General features: G+C 57.4%; 23 protein-coding genes. 15 read left to right on the plus strand and 8 right to left on the minus strand.

Features of this window, described 5'->3' with window-relative positions:
- From ACVDG4_RS00915 to ACVDG4_RS00925, 3 genes are read left to right on the plus strand one after another with little or no spacing between them, the layout of a single operon-like run.
- Positions 1 to 633, plus strand: coding sequence for a phage distal tail protein, Rcc01695 family (locus tag ACVDG4_RS00915; RefSeq protein WP_447233675.1), 633 nt, complete (start codon positions 1 to 3; stop codon positions 631 to 633).
- On the plus strand, positions 630 to 1520 hold the full coding sequence (locus tag ACVDG4_RS00920; RefSeq protein ID WP_447233676.1) for a phage/gene transfer agent baseplate hub protein: 891 nt from the start codon (positions 630 to 632) through the stop codon (positions 1518 to 1520). Before ACVDG4_RS00915 ends, ACVDG4_RS00920 begins: the two co-directional genes overlap by 4 nt.
- Positions 1495 to 1935 (plus strand): NlpC/P60 family protein, encoded by a 441-nt coding sequence (locus ACVDG4_RS00925; RefSeq protein WP_447233677.1) that lies wholly within the window; start codon positions 1495 to 1497, stop codon positions 1933 to 1935. The genes ACVDG4_RS00920 and ACVDG4_RS00925 overlap by 26 nt, the downstream gene beginning before the upstream one ends.
- Before the next feature lie 4 nt (positions 1936 to 1939).
- Here ACVDG4_RS00925 and ACVDG4_RS00930 read toward each other — a convergent pair whose 3' ends face one another.
- Positions 1940 to 2707, minus strand: coding sequence for a hypothetical protein (locus ACVDG4_RS00930; RefSeq protein WP_447233678.1), 768 nt, complete (start codon positions 2705 to 2707; stop codon positions 1940 to 1942).
- 175 nt (positions 2708 to 2882) lie between these two features.
- Between ACVDG4_RS00930 and ACVDG4_RS00935 the strand changes: the two genes are divergently transcribed.
- The 6 genes from ACVDG4_RS00935 (at position 2883) to ACVDG4_RS00960 (ending at position 10207) form a co-directional block, all read left to right on the plus strand.
- Complete coding sequence (locus ACVDG4_RS00935) at positions 2883 to 6866, plus strand: baseplate multidomain protein megatron (RefSeq protein WP_447233679.1); 3984 nt, start codon at positions 2883 to 2885, stop codon at positions 6864 to 6866.
- On the plus strand, positions 6863 to 7576 hold the full coding sequence (locus tag ACVDG4_RS00940) for a DUF2793 domain-containing protein (RefSeq protein WP_447233680.1): 714 nt from the start codon (positions 6863 to 6865) through the stop codon (positions 7574 to 7576). The genes ACVDG4_RS00935 and ACVDG4_RS00940 overlap by 4 nt, the downstream gene beginning before the upstream one ends.
- A gap of 370 nt (positions 7577 to 7946) precedes the next feature.
- Entirely contained in the window at positions 7947 to 8867 is a 921-nt protein-coding gene (locus tag ACVDG4_RS00945) for a glycoside hydrolase family protein (protein WP_447233681.1), read from the plus strand.
- Complete coding sequence (locus ACVDG4_RS00950) at positions 8864 to 9160, plus strand: hypothetical protein (RefSeq protein ID WP_447233682.1); 297 nt, start codon at positions 8864 to 8866, stop codon at positions 9158 to 9160. Before ACVDG4_RS00945 ends, ACVDG4_RS00950 begins: the two co-directional genes overlap by 4 nt.
- Positions 9161 to 9262: 102 nt before the next feature.
- Entirely contained in the window at positions 9263 to 9532 is a 270-nt protein-coding gene (locus tag ACVDG4_RS00955) for a hypothetical protein (protein WP_422022968.1), read from the plus strand.
- Positions 9533 to 9766: 234 nt separating this feature from the next.
- A complete protein-coding gene (locus ACVDG4_RS00960) occupies positions 9767 to 10207 on the plus strand; it encodes a GNAT family N-acetyltransferase (RefSeq protein WP_447233683.1) in 441 nt (146 codons plus the stop codon).
- A gap of 72 nt (positions 10208 to 10279) precedes the next feature.
- Here ACVDG4_RS00960 and ACVDG4_RS00965 read toward each other — a convergent pair whose 3' ends face one another.
- A complete protein-coding gene (locus ACVDG4_RS00965) occupies positions 10280 to 10525 on the minus strand; it encodes a hypothetical protein (RefSeq protein ID WP_447233684.1) in 246 nt (81 codons plus the stop codon).
- Positions 10526 to 10699: 174 nt separating this feature from the next.
- On the opposite strand from ACVDG4_RS00965, the gene ACVDG4_RS00970 reads away from it, so the two are divergent.
- Entirely contained in the window at positions 10700 to 11092 is a 393-nt protein-coding gene (locus ACVDG4_RS00970; protein ID WP_447233685.1) for a hypothetical protein, read from the plus strand.
- Positions 11093 to 11166: 74 nt separating this feature from the next.
- Here ACVDG4_RS00970 and ACVDG4_RS00975 read toward each other — a convergent pair whose 3' ends face one another.
- Positions 11167 to 11412 (minus strand): hypothetical protein, encoded by a 246-nt coding sequence (locus tag ACVDG4_RS00975; RefSeq protein WP_428525967.1) that lies wholly within the window; start codon positions 11410 to 11412, stop codon positions 11167 to 11169.
- A gap of 266 nt (positions 11413 to 11678) precedes the next feature.
- Here ACVDG4_RS00975 and ACVDG4_RS00980 point away from each other — a divergent pair, with 266 nt between their 5' ends.
- The 5 genes from ACVDG4_RS00980 to ACVDG4_RS01000 all read left to right on the plus strand — a co-directional run bounded on the left by ACVDG4_RS00980 (position 11679) and on the right by ACVDG4_RS01000 (position 18500).
- Entirely contained in the window at positions 11679 to 12734 is a 1056-nt protein-coding gene (locus ACVDG4_RS00980) for a JAB domain-containing protein (RefSeq protein WP_447233686.1), read from the plus strand.
- Positions 12735 to 12780: 46 nt separating this feature from the next.
- Positions 12781 to 13221, plus strand: coding sequence for an RNA polymerase sigma factor (locus tag ACVDG4_RS00985; protein ID WP_447233687.1), 441 nt, complete (start codon positions 12781 to 12783; stop codon positions 13219 to 13221).
- Between the two features lie 139 nt (positions 13222 to 13360).
- Complete coding sequence (locus ACVDG4_RS00990; protein ID WP_447233688.1) at positions 13361 to 14143, plus strand: hypothetical protein; 783 nt, start codon at positions 13361 to 13363, stop codon at positions 14141 to 14143.
- Positions 14144 to 14165: 22 nt separating this feature from the next.
- Positions 14166 to 18314 carry a putative Ig domain-containing protein gene (locus ACVDG4_RS00995; RefSeq protein ID WP_447233689.1) on the plus strand — a complete coding sequence of 1383 codons (4149 nt, stop codon included), beginning with the start codon at positions 14166 to 14168 and terminating at the stop codon, positions 18312 to 18314.
- An 18-nt stretch (positions 18315 to 18332) separates the two neighbouring features.
- Complete coding sequence (locus ACVDG4_RS01000; RefSeq protein WP_447233690.1) at positions 18333 to 18500, plus strand: hypothetical protein; 168 nt, start codon at positions 18333 to 18335, stop codon at positions 18498 to 18500.
- Positions 18501 to 18969: 469 nt separating this feature from the next.
- Here the strand turns inward: ACVDG4_RS01000 and ACVDG4_RS01005 are convergent, their stop codons facing one another.
- The 5 genes from ACVDG4_RS01005 to ACVDG4_RS01025 all read right to left on the minus strand — a co-directional run bounded on the left by ACVDG4_RS01005 (position 18970) and on the right by ACVDG4_RS01025 (position 23215).
- The gene (locus ACVDG4_RS01005) at positions 18970 to 19257 is read right to left on the minus strand and encodes a hypothetical protein (protein WP_447233691.1); all 288 of its coding nucleotides are present in this window, start codon (positions 19255 to 19257) and stop codon (positions 18970 to 18972) included.
- Between the two features lie 641 nt (positions 19258 to 19898).
- On the minus strand, positions 19899 to 20549 hold the full coding sequence (locus tag ACVDG4_RS01010) for an NAD(P)-dependent oxidoreductase (protein ID WP_447233692.1): 651 nt from the start codon (positions 20547 to 20549) through the stop codon (positions 19899 to 19901).
- 192 nt (positions 20550 to 20741) lie between these two features.
- The gene (locus tag ACVDG4_RS01015) at positions 20742 to 21506 is read right to left on the minus strand and encodes a DUF3750 domain-containing protein (RefSeq protein WP_447233693.1); all 765 of its coding nucleotides are present in this window, start codon (positions 21504 to 21506) and stop codon (positions 20742 to 20744) included.
- 81 nt (positions 21507 to 21587) lie between these two features.
- On the minus strand, positions 21588 to 22313 hold the full coding sequence (locus tag ACVDG4_RS01020) for an SUMF1/EgtB/PvdO family nonheme iron enzyme (protein ID WP_447233694.1): 726 nt from the start codon (positions 22311 to 22313) through the stop codon (positions 21588 to 21590).
- A gap of 170 nt (positions 22314 to 22483) precedes the next feature.
- Entirely contained in the window at positions 22484 to 23215 is a 732-nt protein-coding gene (locus ACVDG4_RS01025) for a dienelactone hydrolase family protein (protein WP_447233695.1), read from the minus strand.
- Positions 23216 to 23221 lie beyond the last annotated feature (6 nt).

Raw genomic sequence — 23221 nt, forward strand, 5'->3', positions numbered from 1 at the left:
ATGCCAGATGAGTTTCATGATGTCCGGTTTCCGGACAGTATTTCGCTTGGGAGCCGGGGCGGACCGGAACGCAAAACGGTTGTGGTGGCCCTGGCATCCGGCAAGGAACAACGGAACCAGCAATGGCAGGAGTCGCGGCGCCGGTATGACGCCGGATATGGCATCAAGCAGGTCGATGACCTGAACGCGGTCATTGCGTTTTTTGAAGAACGGCGGGGGCGGCTGAGTGCCTTCCGCTGGAAGGACTGGGCGGATTACAAGTCCTGCGATCCCTCTGATCTCGTGACAGCCACGGACCAGCCCCTGGGTATCGGGGACGGTGTGCAGACGGACTATCAGTTGATCAAGACCTATGGCGTGGGCTTCAACCCTTACGTCCGGACCATCACCAAGCCGGTGCCGGGATCCGTGCGGGTTGCCTTGAATGGCACCCTTCAGGGGGGCGGATTTGTTGTGAACCCGATCACCGGGCGGGTCAGCTTTTCGGTTGCGCCCGGCGTCGGCGTGGTGGTCACGGCCGGGTTTGAATTTGATGTCCCGGCGCGGTTCGACACGGACTATCTGGATGTTCAGCTGAACAATCACCGGCTGGGGTCCATCCCGGCCATACCGATCGTCGAGGTTTTGTCATGAGACAGTTTGGAGCCGGGTTTTCGGCACATATTGCCGGGGTAGTGACAACGCTGTGCTGGTGCTGGAAGGTGACCCGCAATGACGGGGTGGTTCTCGGATTTACGGACCATGACCGTGCCCTGATGTTCAATGGCGTTACCTTTGAAGCCTTTTCGGGGTTTTCGGCAACCGAAATTGAAAGCAGCCTCGGGCTGTCGGTGGACAATCTGGACGTGGAAGGGGCCTTGTCCTCGTCCGCGATTACCGAAAACGACATTGCCGGCGGGCTCTATGATGACGCGGAAATCGTGCTTTATCGCGTGAACTGGCAAGACCTTTCTCAAGCCGAGGTCATCAAGCGCGGCCATATCGGGGAAGTGACCCGCGGGGACATCGCGTTTCAGGCAGAATTCCGGGGGCTGGCGCACAAGCTGAACCAGACTGTCGGGCGAACCTATCAATACGGCTGTGATGCCGCGCTGGGTGACAGCCGGTGCGGGGTTGATCTGGAAAGCGCGGCATACAAGGCCAGCGGCACGGTGACGACGGTCAAGGACCGGGTGTTTCAGGTGAGTGGCCTCACCGGCTTTGCAGACGATCACTTTTCACGCGGGACCCTCACCTGGGGCAGTGGTGCGAATGCCGGGCAAACCGTCAAGGTAAAGCTGCACCGGGTGAATGATGGCAGAAACGAACTCACCGTCTGGCAACGTCCGGTCAATGCGATCCAGCCGGGGGATGCGTTCACGGTGCGGGCCGGCTGTCCGCATACGTTTTCCGCCTGCCAGTCCAAGTTTTCAAACGGTGTGAACTTCCGGGGGTTCCCGCATATGCCCGGCAATGATTTTGTCCTTGGCTATGCGGTGACAGGGGAAACGGACAATGACGGATCCGCAATTGTCGGTTAACGCGCATGTGGTCGATCTGGCGCGCGGCTGGATCGGCACACCCTATCACCATCAAGCCAGTCTGAAGGGCATTGGATGCGATTGCCTGGGACTGGTGCGCGGAGTCTGGCGGGAGCTTTACGGCCAAGAGCCGGAAACACCGCCGGCCTATTCCCCGGACTGGGGGCAAGTGTCAGCGGAAGAAACCCTGCTGGCGGCCGCCAAGCGGCATTTTGCGCCGGTTCCGATCGATGCACTGGAGCCGGGCCACGTGGTTATTTTCCGCATGCGGCCGAAAGCCATTGCCAAACACTGCGGGATTATCTCGGGTGACGGCCGAGTGATCCATGCGCTGGAAGGGGCGGGCGTATGTGAGGTCAGCATAAACTCTGTTTTGTTAAGTAAAGCGGTCGGTGCTTATAGATTTAACGGATAATCGACTAACTTGATGTAAAAATTAATCCATGAACAATTTTAAAAAATACATCAGCTGATGGGATCAATAGTAAAATAAATCCAAATGAAAAAGCGAAAAAAGTCAAAAATCTGCTAATGGGATCCGCGTAATTTTCTAATTGAAAAGTAGTTACATGTATATCCGAGGCAAATTCCTGCCGCGCATGTTGTTTAAATTCCTGTGTAAATGCCCAAAGCACGCGGGGGCTCATGTAGACCATTTGGGCAACAACAGCAGCATTTACTGTTCCGTTTGGAAAAAAGATACCATCTCCTAATTCTTCAGGTTCCTCATCGAGTTGATCATCACATTCATCAAGTTTTTGGCCGGGTAAATAAGTATTCTGGGGAAGGGTATTTACAATTTCTATGATAAGCCGATTTATATTTAACTCGATTGTTTCGGGGAATGAAATTGAGTTTGTTATTTCGTCACTAACTTTCGAGTATCTTTCCAGTAAAAAATCTAAGTTATTGTAAGTTATGATGAGAGAATTTTCCTGATTAAGTAAGCTCGAATACTCGACATCGCTGTCAGCCCTTTTTTGGGGGGCTGGGCACCTGAAGGTAAACAAAATGGAGCCCACGCCAAGGAAAATGGTACCAAAATAAAACAAATACAAATTACGATGTATGCCGGTGTTTGTGTTGTAAATGTTTAGTTCCGTGAAGACGTTGTTTACAAAGGAAACAGTGTGATCATTAAATAAAATTATATAACCGATGAAAGGTGCCGCAGAAATAACCCGCATCGAAGGTGATCTTCCGATTGAGGCAATCGTTGACCAAGTAATATTCAGAAGTAGTTTTTGAAAAGTCGCTACAGTATTATTTTTAATTCTACAAAGCATGTAACAGCTCGTTTTTTCATTTTACAGCATCGAAGCGTCGAAATAACGTTCAACCCATATCAATCAGTGAAACATCATGGCAACACTTCTTTTGGGTGCGGCCGCGTCGGCGCTTGTCGGGGCGACCGGCGCGACGGGTCTTGTCGCAAGCGCCATCACAACGGCTGCCACCATTGGCGGTTCCTTGCTGGACAGCTATTTGTTCAGTGGCGGTGGATCTTCCCAGACTGTCGAAGGTGCGCGGCTGGACAGCCTGCAGGTTTTATCGTCGACGGAAGGGGCGGCGATCCCGATTGTCGCCGGGTTTGCGCGTGTCTCGGGGCAGGTGATCTGGGCCACCAACCTGGAAGAGGAAATCCAAACGTCCACGCAGCGCGCCGGCGGCAAGGGCGGGGGCGGTGGCTCCAAGGTCACCACAACCACATACGCTTATTATGGCAACTTCGCCGTGGGTCTATGTGAAGGTCCGATTGCAGCGGTCTTGCGCGTTTGGGCGGATGGCAACGAACTGGACCTGACCCAGATCACGCACCGGATCTACACCGGGTCTGAAGACCAGTTGCCGGACAGCCTGATTGAAGCCAAGCAGGGGGCGGGCAACGCGCCGGCGTATCGCGGCCTTGCCTATGTGGTCTTTGACCGTTTGCCTCTGGAAAAATTCGGCAACCGGATCCCGCAGCTGACCTTTGAAGTGATGCGCAGTGTCGGGCGGGAAGAGGAGCTTTTGACCGGGATGTGCATCATTCCGGGGTCAACGGAATTTGGCTATGAACCGCAGCGGGTCGCGGACTTCATCAATGCAACGGACAAGGTGGACAACAACCGCCACACCAAGACGCACACCAGCGACTGGCTGCACTCCCTGGATCTCTTGAAAGCCGTTTGCCCGAACGTTGACACGATCGCGCTTGTGGTTGCGTGGTTCGGCACGGACCTGCGCTGTGACCAGTGTCTTGTTGAACCGCGCATTGAAGCGGTCAAGCAAACAGATCCGATCGAATGGCAGGTGGCAGGGTTGAGCCGCGAGACGGCAACGGTTGTTTCCTATATCGACGGCAAACCGGCTTACGGCGGATCCCCGAACGATGCCAGCGTGATTGCCGCCATACAGGATCTCAAAAGCCGCGGCTTCAAGGTGTTGCTCTATCCCTTCATCATGATGGATATCGAAAACGAGAACGGCTTTCCGGATCCGTATGGGCGATCAGAACAGCCGCCGTATCCCTGGCGCGGCAGGATCACCTGTCATCCGGCGCCGGGGCAGCCCGGCACACCGGACAAGACGGCGGCTGCGGCAACGCAAGCCGCCGTTTTTATTGGGACCGCGCAGCCGGGGCATTTCTCGGGCAGCGGGACAACTGTGACCTATTCCGGGCCGCAAGAGTGGTCTTACCGGCGGTTTATCCTGCACCTGGCCAAGTTGGCGCAGCTTGCCGGCGGCGTGGATGCCTATTGTGTCGGCACGGAAATGCCGGGCATGAGCACCATTCGGGGCGCTGGCAACAGTTTCCCGTTCGTGTCCGCCCTGGTGGCGCTGCTTTCGGATGTCCGGTCGATGCTTGGGGCATCAACCAAGCTGGGGTATGCAGCGGACTGGTCCGAATACCATTCCTACCGGCCAAACGACGGCAGCGGGGACGTGTTTTTTCATCTGGATCCGGTCTGGTCGTCTTCAGAGTGTGATTTCATCGGGATCGACAATTACATGCCGCTGAGTGACTGGCGGGATGGCTTTGGACATGCGGACCACATGGCCGGGCATTCATCGATCTATGATGTCGCGTACCTCAAAGCGAACATCGAGGGCGGGGAATACTACGACTGGTTTTATGAAAGTCCTGAAGACCGGGACAGCCAGACGCGCACACCTATCGAGGACACGGCGCATGGGGACCATTGGGTGTTCCGGCAAAAGGATGTGCGGAACTGGTGGCAAAGCGCACACCAGAACCGGCCGGGCGGGGTGCGTGACCCACACGTGACAGGCTGGGTGCCGCAATCAAAGCCGGTCTGGTTTACCGAAATGGGCTGTCCGGGCATCGACAAGGGACCCAACCAGCCGAACGTCTTTTATGATCCGAAATCCTCGGAATCGTTCGTGCCGTATTATTCATCCGGCGCGCGCGATGACTTTGTTCAGCGCCGGTATCTGCGCGCGATGCTGGAGTATTGGGCGGATCCCGCGAACAACCCGGTGTCGTCCGTTTATGGCGGTCCGATGCTGGAGCCCGGCCGGCTCTATGGCTGGGCCTGGGATATAAGGCCGTTTCCGAGTTTTCCGATTGCCGCCGAGGTCTGGGCCGATCACGCCAATTTTTATACCGGACACTGGCTGTCCCGGCGTATGGGCGGGGCGCCGGCGGATGGCATTGCCAAACTCATGATGGAGCGGAGCGGGCTTGTTGAGGGCGCGGACTTTAATACGGACGGCATGATTGGCACGGCGGACGGCTACATCATCGACACCATAACCTCCGCCCGGTCCGTGATTGAAAGTATGGGGGCCGCCATGGCCTTTGATCCGGTGGAAAGCGGCGGGCGCATCGAAGGCCGGTCCCGGCGGCACCTGAAACCGGTGGCCACTCTGGATCCGGCGGACATGCTGGACCGGGGCAAAAACCAAGCGCCCGTCACCATCCGCCGGGCGCAGGAAACGGACCTGCCGCGCGCGGTTCGGGTGACCGCTTATGACGCGGCACGGGATTTCCAGACCGTGACCGGGGAAGCCCTTCTGGACATGGTCGTCAGTGACCGGGTGGTGGTGACCGATACGCCCATGGTGGCGGACTTTCCGCGCATGGTGGCGCTGGCGGAATTCCTGCTGCAGGAAGCCTGGGCCAGCCGGGAAGGTTATCAGTTTGGCACGTCAGAGGCAGATCTTGCGCTGGAGCCGGGAGATCTGGTGTCGTTTGACTTTGGCGGCCGCTCACATCTGGTGCGTCTGACAAAGGCCGTGGACGGTCTGGGCCGCAAGATCGAGGGCAAGAGCTATGACGGGCCGGTTTATGAACCGGCGCGCAATTCGATCATCGAGCTTGGCCGGATTGGCGGCGGTGGCGGGACTGGCAGCGGTGGATCCGGTGGCGGCAGCACCGGAGGGGGTGGCGGTGGCTGGCCGGATGTGACGGCGGACGTGACGCCGGTCTTTATCGATGGGCCTTTGCTGCGCGATCAGGACAGTGCGCATCAGGGATATCTGACGGGAACACGAAAACCGTTTGCGTCCGGTCTGGTGTTTTTGTCCAGTCCGACCACAAGCGGATATGTGGTCCGCGCCAGCCTGGCGGTTCCTGGCCACATCGGGCATCTGACGGCCGATCTTGCGCCGGGGCCGCTCTATCGCTGGGATCGCAGGACCGCGCTGGAAGTGGAGCTGTACGACGGCCAGCTGCAGGGTCTTGATGATCTTCAGGTGTTCGCCGGCGGCAACGCTGTCCTTGTCGAGGCGCCGAACGGGGAGTGGGAACTGCTGCAGTTCGCAAATGCGGAGCTGACCGGTGCGCGGACCTACCGTTTGACCCGGCTGCTGCGCGGTCAAAAGGGTACGGAAACGGCCATGGGCGCGCTGAAGGGTGCGCGCGTGGTGTTTCTGGATGGCGGGTTGGAACAGTCTGGATTGGATCGCGCACAGATCGGCTTGCCGCTCAACTGGCAGATCGGACCGGCAAGCGGCGCGGTTGGGGATGCGGACTTTGTCGGAAAAACCGTCACCTTCACCGGGCGCGGGGAACAGCCGCTATCCCCGGTTCATCTAAAGCCAAGCGACGCGGGGGGTGGTGACATCGCCTTGTCCTGGATCCGCCGGACCCGGATTGGCGGGGACGGATGGGAACAGGCGGACGTCCCGCTTGGCGAAGATTTTGAGGCTTATGAAATCGAAATCTGGAAAGACGGAAGCCTGAAGCGAACGCTTCAGTCGACCAGCCAGACTGTCACCTATACGGCCGCCCAACAGGCGGCCGATTTTGAATCAAGTGGGCAACCGTTTGAATTCCGCGTTTTCCAGATGTCCGCAACCTATGGCCGGGGCGCGGCCGCAGAGGGAAGCTATCAGCCATGAGCACACCGAACCTGAAACTGCCGGAAATTGCCGCCAGTCAAAGCCAGAAGCACATCACGCACAATGAGGCCTTGGCGGTACTGGACGCCGTGGTCAACCTGTCCGTCCTCTCGCAATCGGTCACCAGCGATCCGGCAAGTCCCGCAGACGGCGCCCGGTATCTGGTCCCGTCCGGGGCTAGCGGCGCCTTTGCCGGACATGACGGCAAGATTGCGTCTTACCGGGGTGGTGTCTGGACTTTTTACGAGGCGCAAGCCGGGTGGCGGGCCTTTGTGGCAGATGAGGGCGGTTTTGCGGTCTATGACGGGACCAATTGGAGCGGGCCGGACCCGTCCCTGATTTCCGTCACCCCAAACGGCGCGGAAAGCCGGATTGTCACCGTGGAAGAGGAACTTTCACTTTCCGGCGCAAGTGTCTCCAGCACCACAGTAATCCCGAACCGGGCCATCGTCTTTGGCGTGTCGACCCTGACGACGGAAGACGTGACCGGTGTCTGGCAATATCACTGCGGCATTTCCGGGCAGCCTGAGAAGTTCGGCGGCTATCTCGGGATCGCGGCCGGATCCAACAATGCCGGGGTGATCGGGCCAGAGGCCTTTTATGCCGATACACCGGTGGTGATCACGGCGCATGGCGACACGGAAGCCTTTACCGGCGGCAAGGTCCGGATCGCGCTGCATTATTTCTTGCCGGTGGTGCCGCAAAGCTGATAACGCTGAGGAAACAGTGTCAGTTAGAAGTGTGAGGAGTGAGTGGGGAACAGCTCTGATGGCCTATGGTACGTCCTATTTTATGGCCCATATGTGTTCGCCGGAATCCTTATTGGAATTCCCATCACGATAGTCATCTATTCTGTTTTTCACTCAATCAATAAACCCAAAGTGAAGCGTTATTCTCGTTGCCGCTGCAGGATTCCGGACGAGTTTGATGAGGCTTGGAAAGCCGCTGGATTCTGCGCACGATGCGGCGGGGAAATCCCAAATAAAAATGCTTCTTAACTAGCCAATAGGTTTTCCTAGTACCTGAACCTATGACCGCCGCAAGGCGGTTTTTTTATGCCTGAAAGAAAGGGGGCAGATCATGCAAATCAGTGAAAAAGGACTGGCGTTCTTGGCGGGCCATGAAGGGTTCGCGAGCCGCGCCTATATCGACCCGGCCGGCGTGGTAACGATCGGCTACGGGTTCACCATGCGCGGCCGTGTGTTTGCCGCCTGGTGGCGGACCCGCCATGGCCGCAAGTTGAGGCTTGGGGATACGATCAGCCGGCGGGACGCGGACCACATCATGACGCGGATGCTGGATGATGAATATGAAATCCCGGTGGAGCGGACCTTTGAAACCCTGCCGCAACACCAGTTCGATGCCTGCGTGTCGGTCGTCTACAATTTGGGCGCCCGGGCGCTGAGTTGGAAATGGGCCAAGGCCTTGAAGCGGGGCGATGTCAAAGAGGCTGGAAGACTGTTGCGGCAAACGGGAACAACCGCCGGCGGGCATCGTCTGAACGGATTGGTGCGCCGGCGGAAGGAAGAGGCCGCGCTGCTTGAACATGGGATCTACACCGGTGTTTTGGAAGGCCGTCCGCGTCTGGCCCGGCCGGTGCCGCCGGCAGAACCGGATCCCGTTATCAGGGAAGCGCAGGAAGCGCTGACCCGCTTTGGATTTGATCCGGGCGTGATTGACGGCTGGATGGGGCAGCGCACAAAGGCGGCCGTGCTGGCCTATCAGCGCCAGCATCCGGACCTTGTGAACGACGGCATCATCGGACCGGCCACCCTGGCGCAGCTCAGAAAGGATGCGCTTGTCATCAAGGACAGCCAGATCGGCGGGGCGCTGGTCACGGCTGTGACCGGTGGCGGTCTGTTCGGTGTGCCGTGGACATGGACCTTAAGCGCTGCCTTCGGGCTCGGGCTGATCCTTATCGTGTACCTTGTCTGGCGTTATGGCGATGTTCTGACGCGCCGTCTTCAGGGCAGCGCGGCAAAAAGGGAAGCTGCGCCATGATCGCCATGTTCAAGTTTTTCGCGCTCACCAAAACCGGCCGCCTGTGTGCGGCCGTTTTGGTTGGTGCTGTGTTCATTGCGTCCGTTTATGCGCTTGGGGGAAACCACGCGCGGTTAAAGGACAGGGCCAAGGATCTGGAAGCGGCCCTGGAACTCGAACAGGGAAGGGCGCGCGACGATGCCTATTTGCAGAACCTGGAAGACGATCACTTGTGTCTTGAGTATTTCCGTGGGTTTGGCCGGGTGCGAGACCCTGAAGAATGCCGGGCCTTGCGCGGGGTTCAAAGCAAATAGTTTGAGCCCGGCCGGGTTTGCAGCCCTGGTGAAGATCGATCGCGGCGGGGCGGAACGCGTCGCCGGCAATGACCGCAACGGCAAACGGCGGGGGTGCTGGTGATGGAAGGTCCCATAACTTGGGAACAGTTGCTGGGGCTGGCCTTTATCGGCGGGGCGCTTGGCGGGGCGTGGTGGTTCCTGTTTGCCGCGATCTTAGGGGTTCGGCGGGACCTGAATGAATTCCGCCTGAAGGTGGCAGAAGAATACGCCAGCCGGGAACACCTGAAGGAAGTTGAATTGCGGCTGGTGGATGCGATCAACAAGCTGTCGGACAAGTTTGAAGCCCTGCCATCAAAGATCGCCGCCGCGATGCACCCGCCGAATGACTAGAGCCCATCGCGTGCTATCGGGATCGCTTTTCCCCTTCTGAAATCGAGGGTTTCAGCGCAAAAAGCGATGCTTTTATCCGATCCAAACACGACATGCTCGAAGGCGCGACTTTGGCTATTGGCGCAGGTGGCCGGCGATTGGCAATTTGTTGATGTCCTGAACGACGTGAAGGGCATGCTGGATCGAGCGGCGGTATCAGACTAGACCTTTTCTTAGCCAAAGGGGGGCCGCGGAGTGAGCGCTGACATTCGAATAGAGACTGCTGATGCAGCGGATGCAGAGGGACTGGCCGCACTTCGGGTTGAGGCCATGCGCCCGAGCCTGGAGGCTGTCGGGAGGTTCGACCCCGTGCGCGCCAGAGACCGGTTCCTGAGCACCTTTTGTGCTGCAGATACCAAGATAATCCGTTTAGAAGGTTCAGTGGTTGGATTTTTTGTTGTTCGACGAAACACCGATCACATCTACCTCGATCATCTTTATGTCACTTCAGCCTGTCAGGGCCGGGGGATCGGGCGTTCAATCGTTGACGACGTGCAGGCCGAAGCGCGCCTTGCCGGATTGCCGGTCCGGTTGATGGCCTTGAACGGAAGTCCAGCCAATTCCTTCTATCAGTCGTGTGGTTTTAAGACGGTTTCGAAGGATGCGCTGGACACCCATTACGAATGGGTGCCCTAACGACAACATCTGTCTTGAGGTGTTTGCGAAAGCCGTGAATTTGGCGGCCGCAAACAGATTCCTATTCCGGCCTCACTGCAGCTTTGGCTGCGGTACGATCAACGATGTGCCCTGAACCTCGGCAAGCTCAAGGAATTCATATCCGAGCCTCAGATCGGCGTTCGGGCGTTTGGCCTTTTCCGCCTCCAGCGCGTCGTAGGCAGCGGCAATGGCCGGGTCGAGACAGTCCGGGGCCAATTCATGAACCGCCCGGGCAAAGGCCAGAAGCGCGTCCCCCAACCCCCGGGTTTCATCGTCACTCTCTTCAATCCTGGACATGCCGGAGCCTCTTTTCACGGGGTGCAACAGGCGCCCAGCTTAACCGGAAGATGTGCCGCCTTTGAAGGGGCAATCGGCGGCAAAGGGGCCGAGCCAGGGGCAGTCGTGAATGTGATGTGAGCTTTTCCGGATCGGCGCTTGACGGTTTTCGTGACTTGAGAACATAAGAAGAACATGAGCGCGGATTGGACAACGGAAGAAGAGCTGGCCCGGTTGATCCGGGCCCGGGCCGCGCGCGGCAGAATGGTCACCTTGCGGCCGGAGACCGCCGAGAAAATTGCCCGGCGGCTGCTCACCCCCTCCGGCGCGGACCGGCATCTGGCCGGGCTCGGCTTTCGCCTGGAAGTCTGGAGCCCGGACGGGCGCGGGTTCCTGGAGCTGCTTGCCGCCACCCAGAGCTATCAGCTGATCAAGCTGGTCTTTGATGCGGCCTTAAAAACCCGTCCGGGCGGGCGGCTGGTGGTGCGCCAGGGCATCCGGGTGGTGCTCGATTCCGGGCCGCCGGATCCGGGCGGGGCGGGCAATGTTGTGCGTTTGCCAACGGCGGGACCCGGCCGGGCGCGGTGAAGCAAAATGGCTGTCCGTCATGATTGTGGCTGCGGCCCGGAACCCGGAACCATTGGAGCAGATGCGTCGCCGCCTCATCGGCGGGTCCGGCCGCCGTCCTGAAAACCTTCTTTCAGGATCTCCACGTAAACCTTTTGCGTGTTTCCCATCAAGGCCGCCGCGGCCCGCAATTTGCCGGCCGTCCGCCGCTGGCCCATGGACTCGGCCAGGATGGCTAGGCGCAAGGCCTCGGCCGCGTATTCCTTCAATTCGGCATGGGCCTGATAGGCACATTCGGCCAGCTCAAGGCGTCGTTTCAGGTCAGGTACACTCCGTCTCATATTCTGTGTCCTCTCTGATGATGTATTACCAATAGTAGAACAGAGCCATGTTCCGCCATCGCAAGTAAAACGAGGTGAGGAATCGCTTCTTAATAAAATCTTAAGGGCACAAGGTCGCTATTCCATTTGGTTTTACCCTCCCGGTTTCTTTCCGAAGACTACGTTACGGAAATTTTTCCTAGCGGAAAGCTGAAAAAGTGTCTTAAGATAAAATACAACCAAAATTGTTTTGAGATTGTGCAGACGGTTGCACCGGGGAGGCCGGCATGTTGGCAGACAGGGCATTGATGGAAGCGTTTTTGGGATTTGCAGAACCCTTGCGGCCGGCGGCGACGCTCCACCGGACGTGCGTTGCTGCAGCGCGCGCCCGGGTCGCGGGACTGTCCCCCAGTCCGTCGGAGCATAGCCTTGCAGAGGTGCTCCGGCTGCTCGAGAGCCTGGAAGCAGACGGTCAAACGGGCGCTTTCACACGCATGGACCTGCAGCGCGCGGACAGAGCGGGATCAGGGCCGAACGGGGACGCCGGTCCTGCGTCCGCGGGGTGGGCCGGTCTAAGCGTGCGCGGGGACATGGAAACCCGGCTGGACCATCTGGAAGATCAGGGTCTTCTGGAGGCCGTGCTGAACCTGGTGGTGCCGGCGGCGGACGCGACGATCTTTTCCATGGCCCTTGTTGCGGAATTCGGCACGCTGGATGCGGTTTTATGTGCCAGCGATGCCAGGATCATGATGATTTCCGGCGCCGATCACCGGCTCACGGATCTCCTTGCGCTTCTGCGTGCCATGCGCACACGCTCCTTTCTGGAACAGGCGCGGGCCGCACGGCCGGTTCGCAGCGCCGAACAGGTGTTCGACTATGCGATCGCAGCCATGGCGCATTTGCGCCGAAGCGAGATCCGGGTGTTGTTCCTGAACAAGCACCGGGAGCTGATCGGGGTCGAGGTGCACCAGCGGGGCGACATGGATCATGTGGCCTTCTACCCCCGGGAGGTGATTGCGCGGTGCCTGGACCTTGGGGCCCGCTACTTCATCGTGCTGCAAAACCATCTGGACGGGGAAACCGAACCGGAGATGGGAGACTTGAACCGGATCTGCCAGCTGGAAGCCGCGGCGGCTGGCCTCGGGATCGACCTCATCGATTATGTTCTGGTGACCCCTTACCTGTGTGTCAGCCTGCGGGAGCAGGGGCTGATCGGTGCGGACAAGCCGAGGTTCCTCTGGTTCAAGGACGGCCGGGGATCGACCGACTGGCCCGATACTTGGCCCGAGACCTGGCGCGAAATCTGGTCGGAGCTCACCGCAAACCGGGAGCCGGACCTGTGAGCCCGCGGCACGCCTCAAACTTTGCGGCACGGAAGGAGGGTCCGAAATGACGGATCTGGAGACGGAGAGGGCGCGCACTCCGGGCGGCCTCTTGGTGCTGCCGGGTGTCTTTGACATCAGCGCGCTGCCGGTGCCGCAAACCCGGCCGGTGCGGCCGAGGGATTTTCCGGCGTTCGCCAAGCCATATGTGCGAAAGCGGGGCCGTCCACAGTCTCACCCAAAGCCCGGCTGGTCTCCGGGGTTTGCCGAGGACACCGACCCGGCACCGCGACCGCCCTTGTTGAACCGGGCCAGGTTGCGTGCGCACGAGGCGGACATCCTGGCGGGTTTGGCGCCCCACTTCCGCCCCTACTATTACCTGCGCTTTCACCATCACCGCACCTACCGCGAGATCGCCGACCATTTGAAGATCTCCGAACCGCTCGCGCGCAAGCGGGTTTATCAGGTCCGGCAGTTCCTGAAGGAACTGTTGGGGGAGCGGCGGTGAGCCGGGCTAGTAGCAATTGTCTGAGGGGTATAAGCAAAAAAATAAACTTTGGGTTGATAATTATTGTTATAAATACCAAGGGCACATGTGTTAGCAAACACCTGATGATATCCATGCTGAAAAATGAGGTGCCGGACAGATGTTGAACGGCAAAGCTACGCAAAAGAATGCGAAAAAACCGTGGACCGATCACCTTCTGGGCAAATCGGGGATTGGTCTCGTCCTTTTTATTGCCGTGGCCCTGGCCAACACCAATGCAAGGGCAGACCAGACGCCCTTGGTTTGCGATTCCTTCAAGGATACCAGCCAGTTTGTAACGGCGCGGATCAACAATTTGGATATTGCTGGCGCTGAGCTGCAGTTTCCCGAAGACTATCTATTTTCTCGCCCGTTTAAGAGTGGTGAGGACCGCGACGGTTTGTTGTTGCGCGCCGATGCGAAAGACTTCTCGTCGTATCCTGAAGCAAAACAACTTTTGCCCAACGGGGGCAGCAAACTTAACGCTGGCATCCGCGACTATGTGCAGATCCTGATATCCGCATACTTGCCCATGCCGGTCATTTTTAAGGCAGCTTTAACCAATAAATACAAGGCGTTTGCCCAAATTGACCCCGGGTCAATGCGGGTGAATTACAAAACCGTTCAAAATGGCTTGCGGACACCTGCAGGATATTCGGCGGATGGGTTCTTAAAAGACGACATATTCTTTCAAGAGGACTCGTCCGGAGTTACAGACGTTATTGTTTGCTCCAGCGCCAGCCGCTTGCCGAACCCGGGATGCCGGCACACGTTCGAAGCCGGTGCCTATGACGTCAGGATCACCTATGGGCGGGCCGAGCTGCCCCGCTGGCGGGCGCTGCGCGACGGTACGGCAAAATTGCTGCAGTGCTTTACCACCAAAGATCCAAAACAACTCCCGTAATCTTTCATAATGGAGTGCTGTTGTGCCAAAACCGTTGGGTGCAGAAGAGTTATCGATTCTTTCCGAACACGTCGAAGCCGGAGACCGGATTGCGTATTATGGCAAGCTTGAAGAGTGGGGGTACCGGTATGGCGCGCTCGCTGGCAGCGTCGTGGCAAATGACAGCCTCGCTGGCGCCACCGCGAATATCTATTTCGTTCAAGAATATTTGCAGGATACCGGCTCGGCTTTTGGCTTTGAAAACCTTGCCAATGTCAGCCTGGAATTGATGCGCCGGGATTTTGTTGCGCGTCAAACATCCGAAGCCGTTGCAAATGGCGGCGATCTAAGTGTCGACGCAATACGTGATTATCACTCAGCCGTCTTTGCGGACTTTGGCGCACAAGCTGACAGCTGGACGCCTTATGTCGCCCTACAGCAGTTGCAAACCTTGGAAGAGCGGCAGGCGCTTTGGGACGGGATGCTCGATGCCGGCACCGCAGCTGCCAGTTTCTTTTCCTATCTTGATATCATCACAACTGCCGGGATCGGCAATCCGGGATACATTTTTGATGTTTCGGCAGCTGGTGCCTTAGCTGGGACAGCGACGAGTACGGATTATGGACCCTATACCGTCGCAATCGGCAATGGCGGGTCCGCCGTTGGCGGCAACGCGGACGGCAATGGCAGCATCACCGGAACCTCTGGCAACGACGTTTTAATGGGGTTTGACGGGGATGACGTGCTGACCGGAAACGCTGGTGAAGACCGGTTTTACGGTGGCAATGGATACGACACCTACATCGTGTCCATCGCCCACAATACAAGCAGCCAGTCAACGTCGGTCTTTTATGATGCACCTGATGGGCTGAAGGGAAATTATGTATTCAATCCGCTGGTCGCCGACAGTGTGGACTTTGTCATGGATCTGGACGGCCTCGGGTTTGTGGAGATCAAATTCGAAGGCGGTGACGGCTGGCTGAATGGACAGTCCGAATACATGTCCCTTGGCGAAGCGCGGCTGGTCAAATCGACCTATTCGCCAGTGCAGGGCACCGCGGTCTATGAAGCCTATCGCGGCGATTCCTTTTTGGGACAGGGTGTTTTCGTCGAGAGGGATTTCATCTTTTACGAATCCGAGAACTACGGAGCGCTGTTTGGCCTCCTGGACTACCAGAGTGGTGACAGTGGCTTCTATCTATATGAAAAGGCCCACAATGGCACCAATGCAAATGATGTTTCCATCGGGACGAACGACAGCGATTACTTTTCCGCTTCCGCCGGTTTTGATGTTCTGATCGGCGGGGCGGGATCGGACACTTATGGAGAATTTGGCAAGAACTGGGAAACAACCGGCATTGACGTCGTTGAGGATATCGGTGCAGCAACAGATGTGGATCGGCTCGAAGCCTATGACTATGGCGTCAATGATGTTTCGATGGGGCGCGGTGGTACATCAGGATTCGAATCTGCAAGCAACGGTTACTCGGCAGGATCCAACGACCTGGTGATGCGTTTTACCTCTTCCTATGAGGAGAACGGTTCTGTTGTGACGGATGCCGAGAGTTCGGTGATCATCAAAAACTATTTTCTAGGGACCAGCACAGCGATTGAAACCATTGCCCTTGGCGGCGGTACCTCGTTCGCCTACCCCTCGGTTTCTGCCAGCTTTGTTTATGATCCGACCCAGGGAGCAGACACACTGACGCTGGACGACGAAAAGAACATCATCGACGGCCAGGGCGGAAATGACACGATCGAGGGTCTTGGCGGCGACGATATTCTTTTGGGTGGCGCGGGCGCCGACACGCTCCGTGGAGGTGCCGGCAATGATACGCTCGCGGGTGGTCTGGACGGTGACACGCTGGAGGGCGGTGAGGGCGCAGACACCCTAAACGGCAGTTTTGGCGATGACACCCTGTCCGGTGGAGTTGGCGGTGACTGGCTTTTTGGCAATGAAGGGACAGATAGCCTGGAGGGCGGTGATGGGGCCGATGTGCTGTCCGGCGGCGATGGTAACGATACGCTAAACGGTGGATCTGGGTCTGACACCTACAGCTATTGGGTCCATGACGGCAACGATATCATTCGCGAGACCGGCCTGCAGACAGATCAGGACACCGTGGTCCTAAACGGACTGGGAGCCGAAGACATTGCGCTGGAGCGCAACGGTCCAGAGTTTGCCGATCTTGTCATCAGAATCCTGAGTACCAATGAAACCATTTTGGTTGAGGGCCACTTTCTTGCTAGCCAAAATGGCAGTGCAGACACGTCCATTGAACTAATTTCGATCAGCGGAACCAGGGGCGATGGCTATACGGACGCTGCCGAATGGGACAAAGCGGAAATCGAAAACCGGGCTGTTGAGACGCCTCCAGACAATAGGGCACCTGAAGTGGCCAACCCGATCGCATCGCAAACGAGCCCAGAAGATTCGCCGTGGAGCTTTACCGTTCCTGCAAACACCTTTTCTGATGCGGACGGTGATGCGCTAACTTTCTCAACCTCTCAAGCCGATGGTTCAGCCTTACCGACGTGGCTCACTTTTGATACAGCAAGCCAAACTTTCTCCGGCACACCGCCGCAGGATTTCAACGGCACACTCTCGTTGAAAGTGACAGCCTCCGATGGACAGGCGTCTGTCGACAACACCTTCAATCTGGTGATTGATCCGGTGAATGATGCCCCGGTCATTGCTGTGCCCATTGCGGATCAGACAGGAACGGCGGGAACAGCATGGAGCTTTGCCGTACCGGCAGACACCTTTGCCGACGTGGACGGCGATCAAATCACCCTAAACGCCACCTTGTCTGACGGTTCGGTGTTGCCGGCCTGGGTCTTGTTTGAAGCTGCAAGCCGGACGTTTTCAGGAACACTTCCTGCGGCGCTTGCGACACCGCTTTCCATCAAGGTGATTGCCTCTGACGGGTCCCTGTCGGTTGAAGAGGTGTTCAACTTGGCCGTTGAAGCGGGTACGCCCGTCGGTCAAACGCTCACCGGGACCAGTGGCGCGGATGTCATAAACGGTGGTGCTGGTGACGATGTCATTTCGGGTCTTGCCGGGAACGACACGCTCAATGGCGGCGCCGGGGCCGACGAAATTTACGGTGGTGACGGCGATGATGCCATTTATGTCGATGCGGCTGACACCATCTTTACCGGCGATGGTGGGGTCGACACTCTTCACTATCTTGGAACCGATGACCGGCAATACGCATTGGCCCAGGGGGGGTTCGAACATGCTGTGATGGGCTCCGGCAACAACACGGTGTGGGGAACAGAAAATGTCAATCATTTGGATGGCGGTGCCGGCGGCGACGTGATCCATGGTTATGGCGGCAATGATATCCTGACGGGTGGTGCCGGAGCCGATTCCCTTATGGGGGGCGAGGGTGACGACACTATTTATGCAGATGCGGCTGACAGCTGGTTTTCCGGTGACGCAGGCACTGACACGTTGATCTACACCGGCACCAACAACTTCGAATATGCACTGGCACAGGGCAGTTTTGAAAAGATTTATGCCGGTGCAGGCGACAACAAGATCTGGGGCTCGAACAGCGCCGAGGAGATCTATACCGAAGCCGGCAACGATTTTGTTCAAGGCGGTGGTGGCAACGATGTTCTGGATGGGGGGGACGGCAGCGACTCTCTGCAAGGACAAGGCGGAGATGATGTAATCTATGCCGATGCGGAGGACAGCTGGTTCTCCGGGGACGCCGGGATCGACACACTGGTTTACACAGGCAACGATGATCGTCAGATCTCTTTGGGCCAGGGCGGCTTTGAGCACGCCCGAATGGGCAGCGGCAACAACACAGCCTGGGGCACGGGAGATGCCAACATTCTTGAGGGAGAGGCGGGCAATGACGTCCTGTTTGGCTACGGCGGCGCTGACCGTCTCACTGGCGGAACCGGCAATGACTACCTGGTCGGTGGAACTGAGAGCGATACCTTCGTCTTTTTTGCTGGCAACACCGGTCACGATATCATTGCAGACTTTACCGCAGGCTCGGCGTCTGAAGATGTGGTTCAGTTTGAAAGCAGCGTTTTTGCATCATTCAGCTCGGTTCTGGCAGCCGCCACAGATGACGGGACAAGCACGACAATCACGATTGACCATGAGACGACGATCGTCATTCAGAACATCACAGTCGCGGGGTTGCATCAGGACGATTTCCAGTTCGCCTGATATTGAACAAATGCTCCAATGCGGACAACGGTCAGCCGGCAGGAGAGCTTTCTTGCCGGTGTCTTTGGTCAAGGTGTCCGGCAAGTCGGGGTGGCGCGCATCCTGAGAGCCGTTTTCGAAGTCTCCTTTGGCGGCTATCGGGAGCGTGGACACACTGTCCCGCACTTCTTGGGATCGGTGACTTGAGCGCCTCAACAAAAAAAAAGCCCGGATGTTTGTTTGAGAGACATCCGGGTTCACAAGTTGATCGAGGTAAGGATCGAGGCTGAGCCTTCGTAGCCCCAATTCCCAAGTGCAGAAGACCGCGGCTGCCGCTCAGTTTTCAAGTCTATCTGCGCCGAAGGCGTCGGTTTGGGGGACACGCCTGAAAACCCGATACACTTGCTTTATGAGCCGCAGCCTTGGTCCGCCTTGCCAAACCAGACATAGATCGCAGACTGGCGGCATCAATTGGCCATTTTTGTCGCAGTCTCCTTGCACCTAGGAAGCTCCGATTTCCTGCGTCCCGGGTGCTGACTGCGAAGCTTGAGACCGTGATCGGACGCGATCGATCACGTAAAGCCGTTGGGGAGTGGTGTGGGCCGGCAAAGGCCTGCGCCAGAGTTTGGGTTCGTATGGCTCTCCAACATGGCTCCAAAGGCGAGCATCGTGCCGGTCAAAAACACGACGTCCCGCTGATGGTTTCAAACGTGCTGCAGCTGGAAATGTAGTTGAGGGAACGATCCGGCTGGATCTCGATCACATGCCGGCTGCCGTCGGAACAGGCCGCCGCAACGATGCCCGCGCCGCTGGTCGACTTTCCAAGGACCTTCACTCGTGTCACGGCGGGACAGGCCTTTCCCTGCGTCGTGATCACGGCTTGAAAGAGCACCTCCACTGACTGGGCCAGGCCCGGCGGCGAAAGAAGCAACAGGACTGCAGCCGAGAAAACAAATGTGCGCATACGGACCCTCTTGCCTATCAGCAGGGAAAGGAAGGTTTCAAATTACGTGCATTTTATAAAATTACAATCAATAGATGTGTATTTCGCCTTCGCACCTGAGGACTCTTTACCCCAGTTTTTACCCCAACTTTTACCCCAAAATGAATCGCATAAAAATTTATGTCATTGAAAAATATAATAAAAGTATTTGAATTTGGGCGTCTCGACCGCACCATCAATCACACTACCAAGTGATTGAGTTTATAAAGAAGCCGGCCTTTGGGTCGGCTTTTTTGTTTTTGGTATTCACCCCGTTTTTCGCGTCGACTACTGGCCTCAGAAATCTGAAGTTCGCGCACCCTTCGGGACCGCGTTTCTGATATGGTCGTACCTTCAGTTCAAAAAAAGACCCACCAACTGGCGTTGGCGGGTCAGCAGGAGGAGAACGCAATATGCTGCAGGGGGAGCGCAGCAGGCCTTGCGTTGAGACAAGATCCAAGATCGGGATCTAAGTTTGTTACGCACTCATTTTTGATATGGATTTTCAGATGTTGGAATTTTTGATGCGATTTTCGGTTTTTTCAGAGCTGGACAGGTTTTCTTATGTCCTGAGATCCAACCGGCTATCCATCGCCTGATGAGATGAGAGCTGGGTCAAGAGATCACAAAGGCCAGCGGATCAAGACCGGTTTTTTGCAGCCAAGCGGTTCGTCTGACAGCCGGCTCGCGATGAAATCGGCCACGTCCGCGCGCGCAATGATGCCATTGCGCCATTTTTTCGGGTCTTCCAGAACCTTGTACCGCCCGGATTTGGGTTGATTTGTCAGAACGCCCGGCCGAACAATCAGATAATCAAGCCCGCTTTCCGAGATCATCGCTTCCTGCGTGGTTTTATCCGCGTATGCGCGTCCGAGAAGCGCCTTGAAGGGGAGGCGTTGCAGCGGATTGATGGCTGAGCGGCTATCACCGGCCCCAAATCCCGTCACGGCTATGAGTCGGTTGATGTTGGCATTCTCCATCGCCGGAAGCAGCACCTGGGTGGCTTTCGAAAACAAGGTTACGGGGCCTGTGATCATGTCCAGGGAAGCCGGAACGCCTAAAGTCAGGACCACTGTGTCGATACCGCCGAGTGCGCGATCGATGTCGCCGCGATCCAACGCATTGCCTTGGATTGCTTCAATCGCGCCGGTATTACCGATCGGAGTTGTTCCACTGCGAGACATTGCGCGCACGGCGTGCCCTTTTTCCGCAACTGCTAGACAGACTGCTTTGCCAATGCCCCGGCTGGCGCCGATCACCAATATGTTCGCCATCAGACCTCCAAATCCTGTTCGTTGAGCGTTTTTGAGCACTCATGCCTGCGGATAAAAATCGGCGGGGAAGGCCAACCGGCAAGCGTGGCCAAACACCGCAGGAACGATTTTTGTAAGGAGAGGCGTGCCGATCAAAGATTGGTTGGGGCATCGCTGATCAGGGCAGTTGCTCTGCCCTTCGCCCAGCGATCTTCAGGCCGAAGGCGTATTTCCGGGCGAAAAACCGATGCGTCCGATCATTGGCAATTTCAGAGAAAAATCTTTGAGATCAATGCCGTAGGTGAGGCCCAAGATATTGAGCTCCAATCCTTCTTCCCAGGCAACCAAAACCCCAAAGAGCCCCATCAAGGACAGTTGGTAGCCGGTGCCACTCGGTGCTGAGGCCCACAAACCGGAGGCTAGGTAGTCCTTGCCAACAGCGGTAGGGGGCAGGTCCAGCCGCAATTCAGGGAGCACTCTGCCAAGATGTGCGACAAATGTATTCGAGTTTGGGCCGGGCCAGACTGTGTAGATGCTGTTGAATTCGTAAGCGTCAATGGCAGTTTGCAGGCGCACGATCGCCTCGTTTGCCGGTTCGCCGCGCAGTTCTGCCAGAAGCTCTGGTTCGGAGCCGAACCAGCGGCTGTCCGGTGCACGCCGGGAGGCCCGGACGGCGTTGCCGCCGTAGCGGACCCGCCACCCCGTAACTTCATAAGTGGTAAAATGATCGGCATTCGCCGGTTTCACGGATATCCAGCTGTGGACACCAAAATAGCCGCGCCAGCTGAACGCCCGCGCCGCATAGACCTGAACGATGGCCTGCTGTTCCGTCCGCGGATCTGGCGCAATGCCAATGGGCTCCCGGTTGGCGGTACTCCAGTGGGTGTCCGGTGACCGGACGCCCGACAGATAGGCGGTCAGCCCCAGCGCCAAATTGAACAGGATAAAACAGGCACTCCAGATCAAGAGCCGACGCATGGTGTTCCTTTCGTCACGGACGTTCTTGATCGGAGGCAATTTTGGTTTTCTTTTGACCAAGACACTGGCAGCGCACTCCGCCTACAAAGACCGGGCACAGCGAAAGCCGATATAGACCACCGCTGTGCCAGCCGGTTTTGTTGCGATGTGATCCCGATGCATTTGCCGCGGCCCATACCACCAAGAGCCGCCGCGCGTGGTTTTTTGACCGCCCGCGCCATTGTCGGTCCACTCCCAGACGTTTGCTCCCATATCGTAGAGACCGTTGACACCGGGCCGTGTTGTTCCGGCTGGAGCATGGCCGGTGCCACGGCGCAATACAGCACTGACGTCAATAGCTGGTGAGGCGCCGCAACCCTCAAGACAGTTGGCGCCTTCCGGGGTCTTTCCGGTCGGGTAGGGGTATGTCACACCCGGTTCGAAGGGCGCGGGCGGTGAAATCCGGCGCTCCGTGTAGGCTGCTTCGACCCACTCCGCATCAGTCGGAAGACGTTTTCCGCGCCAGGCGCAATAAGCTGATGCCTCCTCGAAGGTCACGTGCACGGCGGGCTCCGTATCCAACGCAGGAAGGCCGAAGGGCGTTCGCCATGTCCAGCCAGGTTTTTGAACCCAGCCGGATTCATACACTTCCCCGCCGCCCGCGATTTCCGCCGACGTCGTTGTGTTTGTGGCATCAAAGAACTCGCGGAAGGCGCCGATTGTGACCTCGGTCCTGTCTATTTCAAAGCTGCCGATACTGACCATCTCTTCAGCGTTCGCGTTGCCAGAGAAAGCGAGCATAAGAAACAGACACGTCAAACTTCGCATGAGCACTTTCTTTGTCTACTCTGGTATGCCCTGAGAGGTGGCTGGGCGGTTATGTGCGACGGGCTTCCCGCCGAAGCCGCGTACAGCACCGCTTTTGGAATGTTCACTCGGATCGAGCCGTCGTCCGGAACTGAGCGGTTTGGTGGCCGCGCAGGAGTAAAATGACCCCCTCAGAGCTGTTCACTCAAGAAGGTCGAGAAGGCATCCCAGCTCGCGGTGTCCGCCCGTTCCTGGTAACGGTTCGAGCCGAAGACTGTGAAGGCATGGGGCGCGCCAGAGTATACTTCTATGGAGTATGGCGTGCCGACGGTTTCCAGCTCTTTGGCGAGCGTTGCAACATCATCCAGCGTGATTGATGTGTCGGCGCCACCGTGCAAAACCAACAGCGGTGGTTCATCGCCGGTCCAGGATTGACCCTCTGGTGTGGACAGACCGCCATGGAAGCTGGCATAGCCGGTCGCCATGCCGGACATGTCGCTGCGGGCCATTTCAAGGGCGACCGCACCACCAAAGCAGTACCCCATAACAACCATTTGGGTGTCACCTGCCAGTTGTTTCGCCTGATCAACACCTGCTTGGATCAGGGACCTCATGCGATCGCGGTCCTGATAAAGCGCACCGGTTGCAGCCCGACGATGGTCAACTGTTTCGGTTGGTGTGTCATTGCCGAACATATCAAGGGCGAAGGCGTTGTACCCCATGTCCGCAAGCATATCTGCCCGTTTGCGTTCGTAATCGGTCATGCCGTCCCAATCATGAACAATCAGAATAAGGCCTTTCGGGTCTTCAGCCTTGGCAAAGTATCCGGTGAAGGCTTCTCCGGAGACATCATAGGCAACATCTTCGGCTAGGGCTGGACCGGTCAGCATTATCGCAGCCAGAAGCGGTATCGTAAAACGCATATCAAA

Source organism: Roseibium sp. MB-4 (assembly GCF_053005265.1).

What these genes read in the sequence shown, in the direction of transcription:
- ACVDG4_RS00930 (WP_447233678.1), bottom strand. Translation starts at nt 2,707, where the DNA reads ATGCGGGTTATTTCTGCGGCACCTTTCATCGGTTATATAATTTTATTT.
- ACVDG4_RS00965 (WP_447233684.1), bottom strand. Translation starts at nt 10,525, where the DNA reads ATGTCCAGGATTGAAGAGAGTGACGATGAAACCCGGGGGTTGGGGGAC.
- ACVDG4_RS00925 (WP_447233677.1), top strand. Translation starts at nt 1,495, where the DNA reads ATGACGGATCCGCAATTGTCGGTTAACGCGCATGTGGTCGATCTGGCG.
- ACVDG4_RS00945 (WP_447233681.1), top strand. Translation starts at nt 7,947, where the DNA reads ATGCAAATCAGTGAAAAAGGACTGGCGTTCTTGGCGGGCCATGAAGGG.
- ACVDG4_RS00940 (WP_447233680.1), top strand. Translation starts at nt 6,863, where the DNA reads ATGAGCACACCGAACCTGAAACTGCCGGAAATTGCCGCCAGTCAAAGC.
- ACVDG4_RS01000 (WP_447233690.1), top strand. Translation starts at nt 18,333, where the DNA reads ATGCGGACAACGGTCAGCCGGCAGGAGAGCTTTCTTGCCGGTGTCTTT.
- ACVDG4_RS00985 (WP_447233687.1), top strand. Translation starts at nt 12,781, where the DNA reads ATGACGGATCTGGAGACGGAGAGGGCGCGCACTCCGGGCGGCCTCTTG.
- ACVDG4_RS01005 (WP_447233691.1), bottom strand. Translation starts at nt 19,257, where the DNA reads ATGCGCACATTTGTTTTCTCGGCTGCAGTCCTGTTGCTTCTTTCGCCG.
- ACVDG4_RS01025 (WP_447233695.1), bottom strand. Translation starts at nt 23,215, where the DNA reads ATGCGTTTTACGATACCGCTTCTGGCTGCGATAATGCTGACCGGTCCA.
- ACVDG4_RS00915 (WP_447233675.1), top strand. Translation starts at nt 1, where the DNA reads ATGCCAGATGAGTTTCATGATGTCCGGTTTCCGGACAGTATTTCGCTT.
- ACVDG4_RS00990 (WP_447233688.1), top strand. Translation starts at nt 13,361, where the DNA reads ATGTTGAACGGCAAAGCTACGCAAAAGAATGCGAAAAAACCGTGGACC.
- ACVDG4_RS01015 (WP_447233693.1), bottom strand. Translation starts at nt 21,506, where the DNA reads ATGCGTCGGCTCTTGATCTGGAGTGCCTGTTTTATCCTGTTCAATTTG.
- ACVDG4_RS01010 (WP_447233692.1), bottom strand. Translation starts at nt 20,549, where the DNA reads ATGGCGAACATATTGGTGATCGGCGCCAGCCGGGGCATTGGCAAAGCA.
- ACVDG4_RS00955 (WP_422022968.1), top strand. Translation starts at nt 9,263, where the DNA reads ATGGAAGGTCCCATAACTTGGGAACAGTTGCTGGGGCTGGCCTTTATC.
- ACVDG4_RS00970 (WP_447233685.1), top strand. Translation starts at nt 10,700, where the DNA reads ATGAGCGCGGATTGGACAACGGAAGAAGAGCTGGCCCGGTTGATCCGG.
- ACVDG4_RS00975 (WP_428525967.1), bottom strand. Translation starts at nt 11,412, where the DNA reads ATGAGACGGAGTGTACCTGACCTGAAACGACGCCTTGAGCTGGCCGAA.
- ACVDG4_RS00980 (WP_447233686.1), top strand. Translation starts at nt 11,679, where the DNA reads ATGTTGGCAGACAGGGCATTGATGGAAGCGTTTTTGGGATTTGCAGAA.
- ACVDG4_RS00920 (WP_447233676.1), top strand. Translation starts at nt 630, where the DNA reads ATGAGACAGTTTGGAGCCGGGTTTTCGGCACATATTGCCGGGGTAGTG.
- ACVDG4_RS01020 (WP_447233694.1), bottom strand. Translation starts at nt 22,313, where the DNA reads ATGCGAAGTTTGACGTGTCTGTTTCTTATGCTCGCTTTCTCTGGCAAC.
- ACVDG4_RS00950 (WP_447233682.1), top strand. Translation starts at nt 8,864, where the DNA reads ATGATCGCCATGTTCAAGTTTTTCGCGCTCACCAAAACCGGCCGCCTG.
- ACVDG4_RS00935 (WP_447233679.1), top strand. Translation starts at nt 2,883, where the DNA reads ATGGCAACACTTCTTTTGGGTGCGGCCGCGTCGGCGCTTGTCGGGGCG.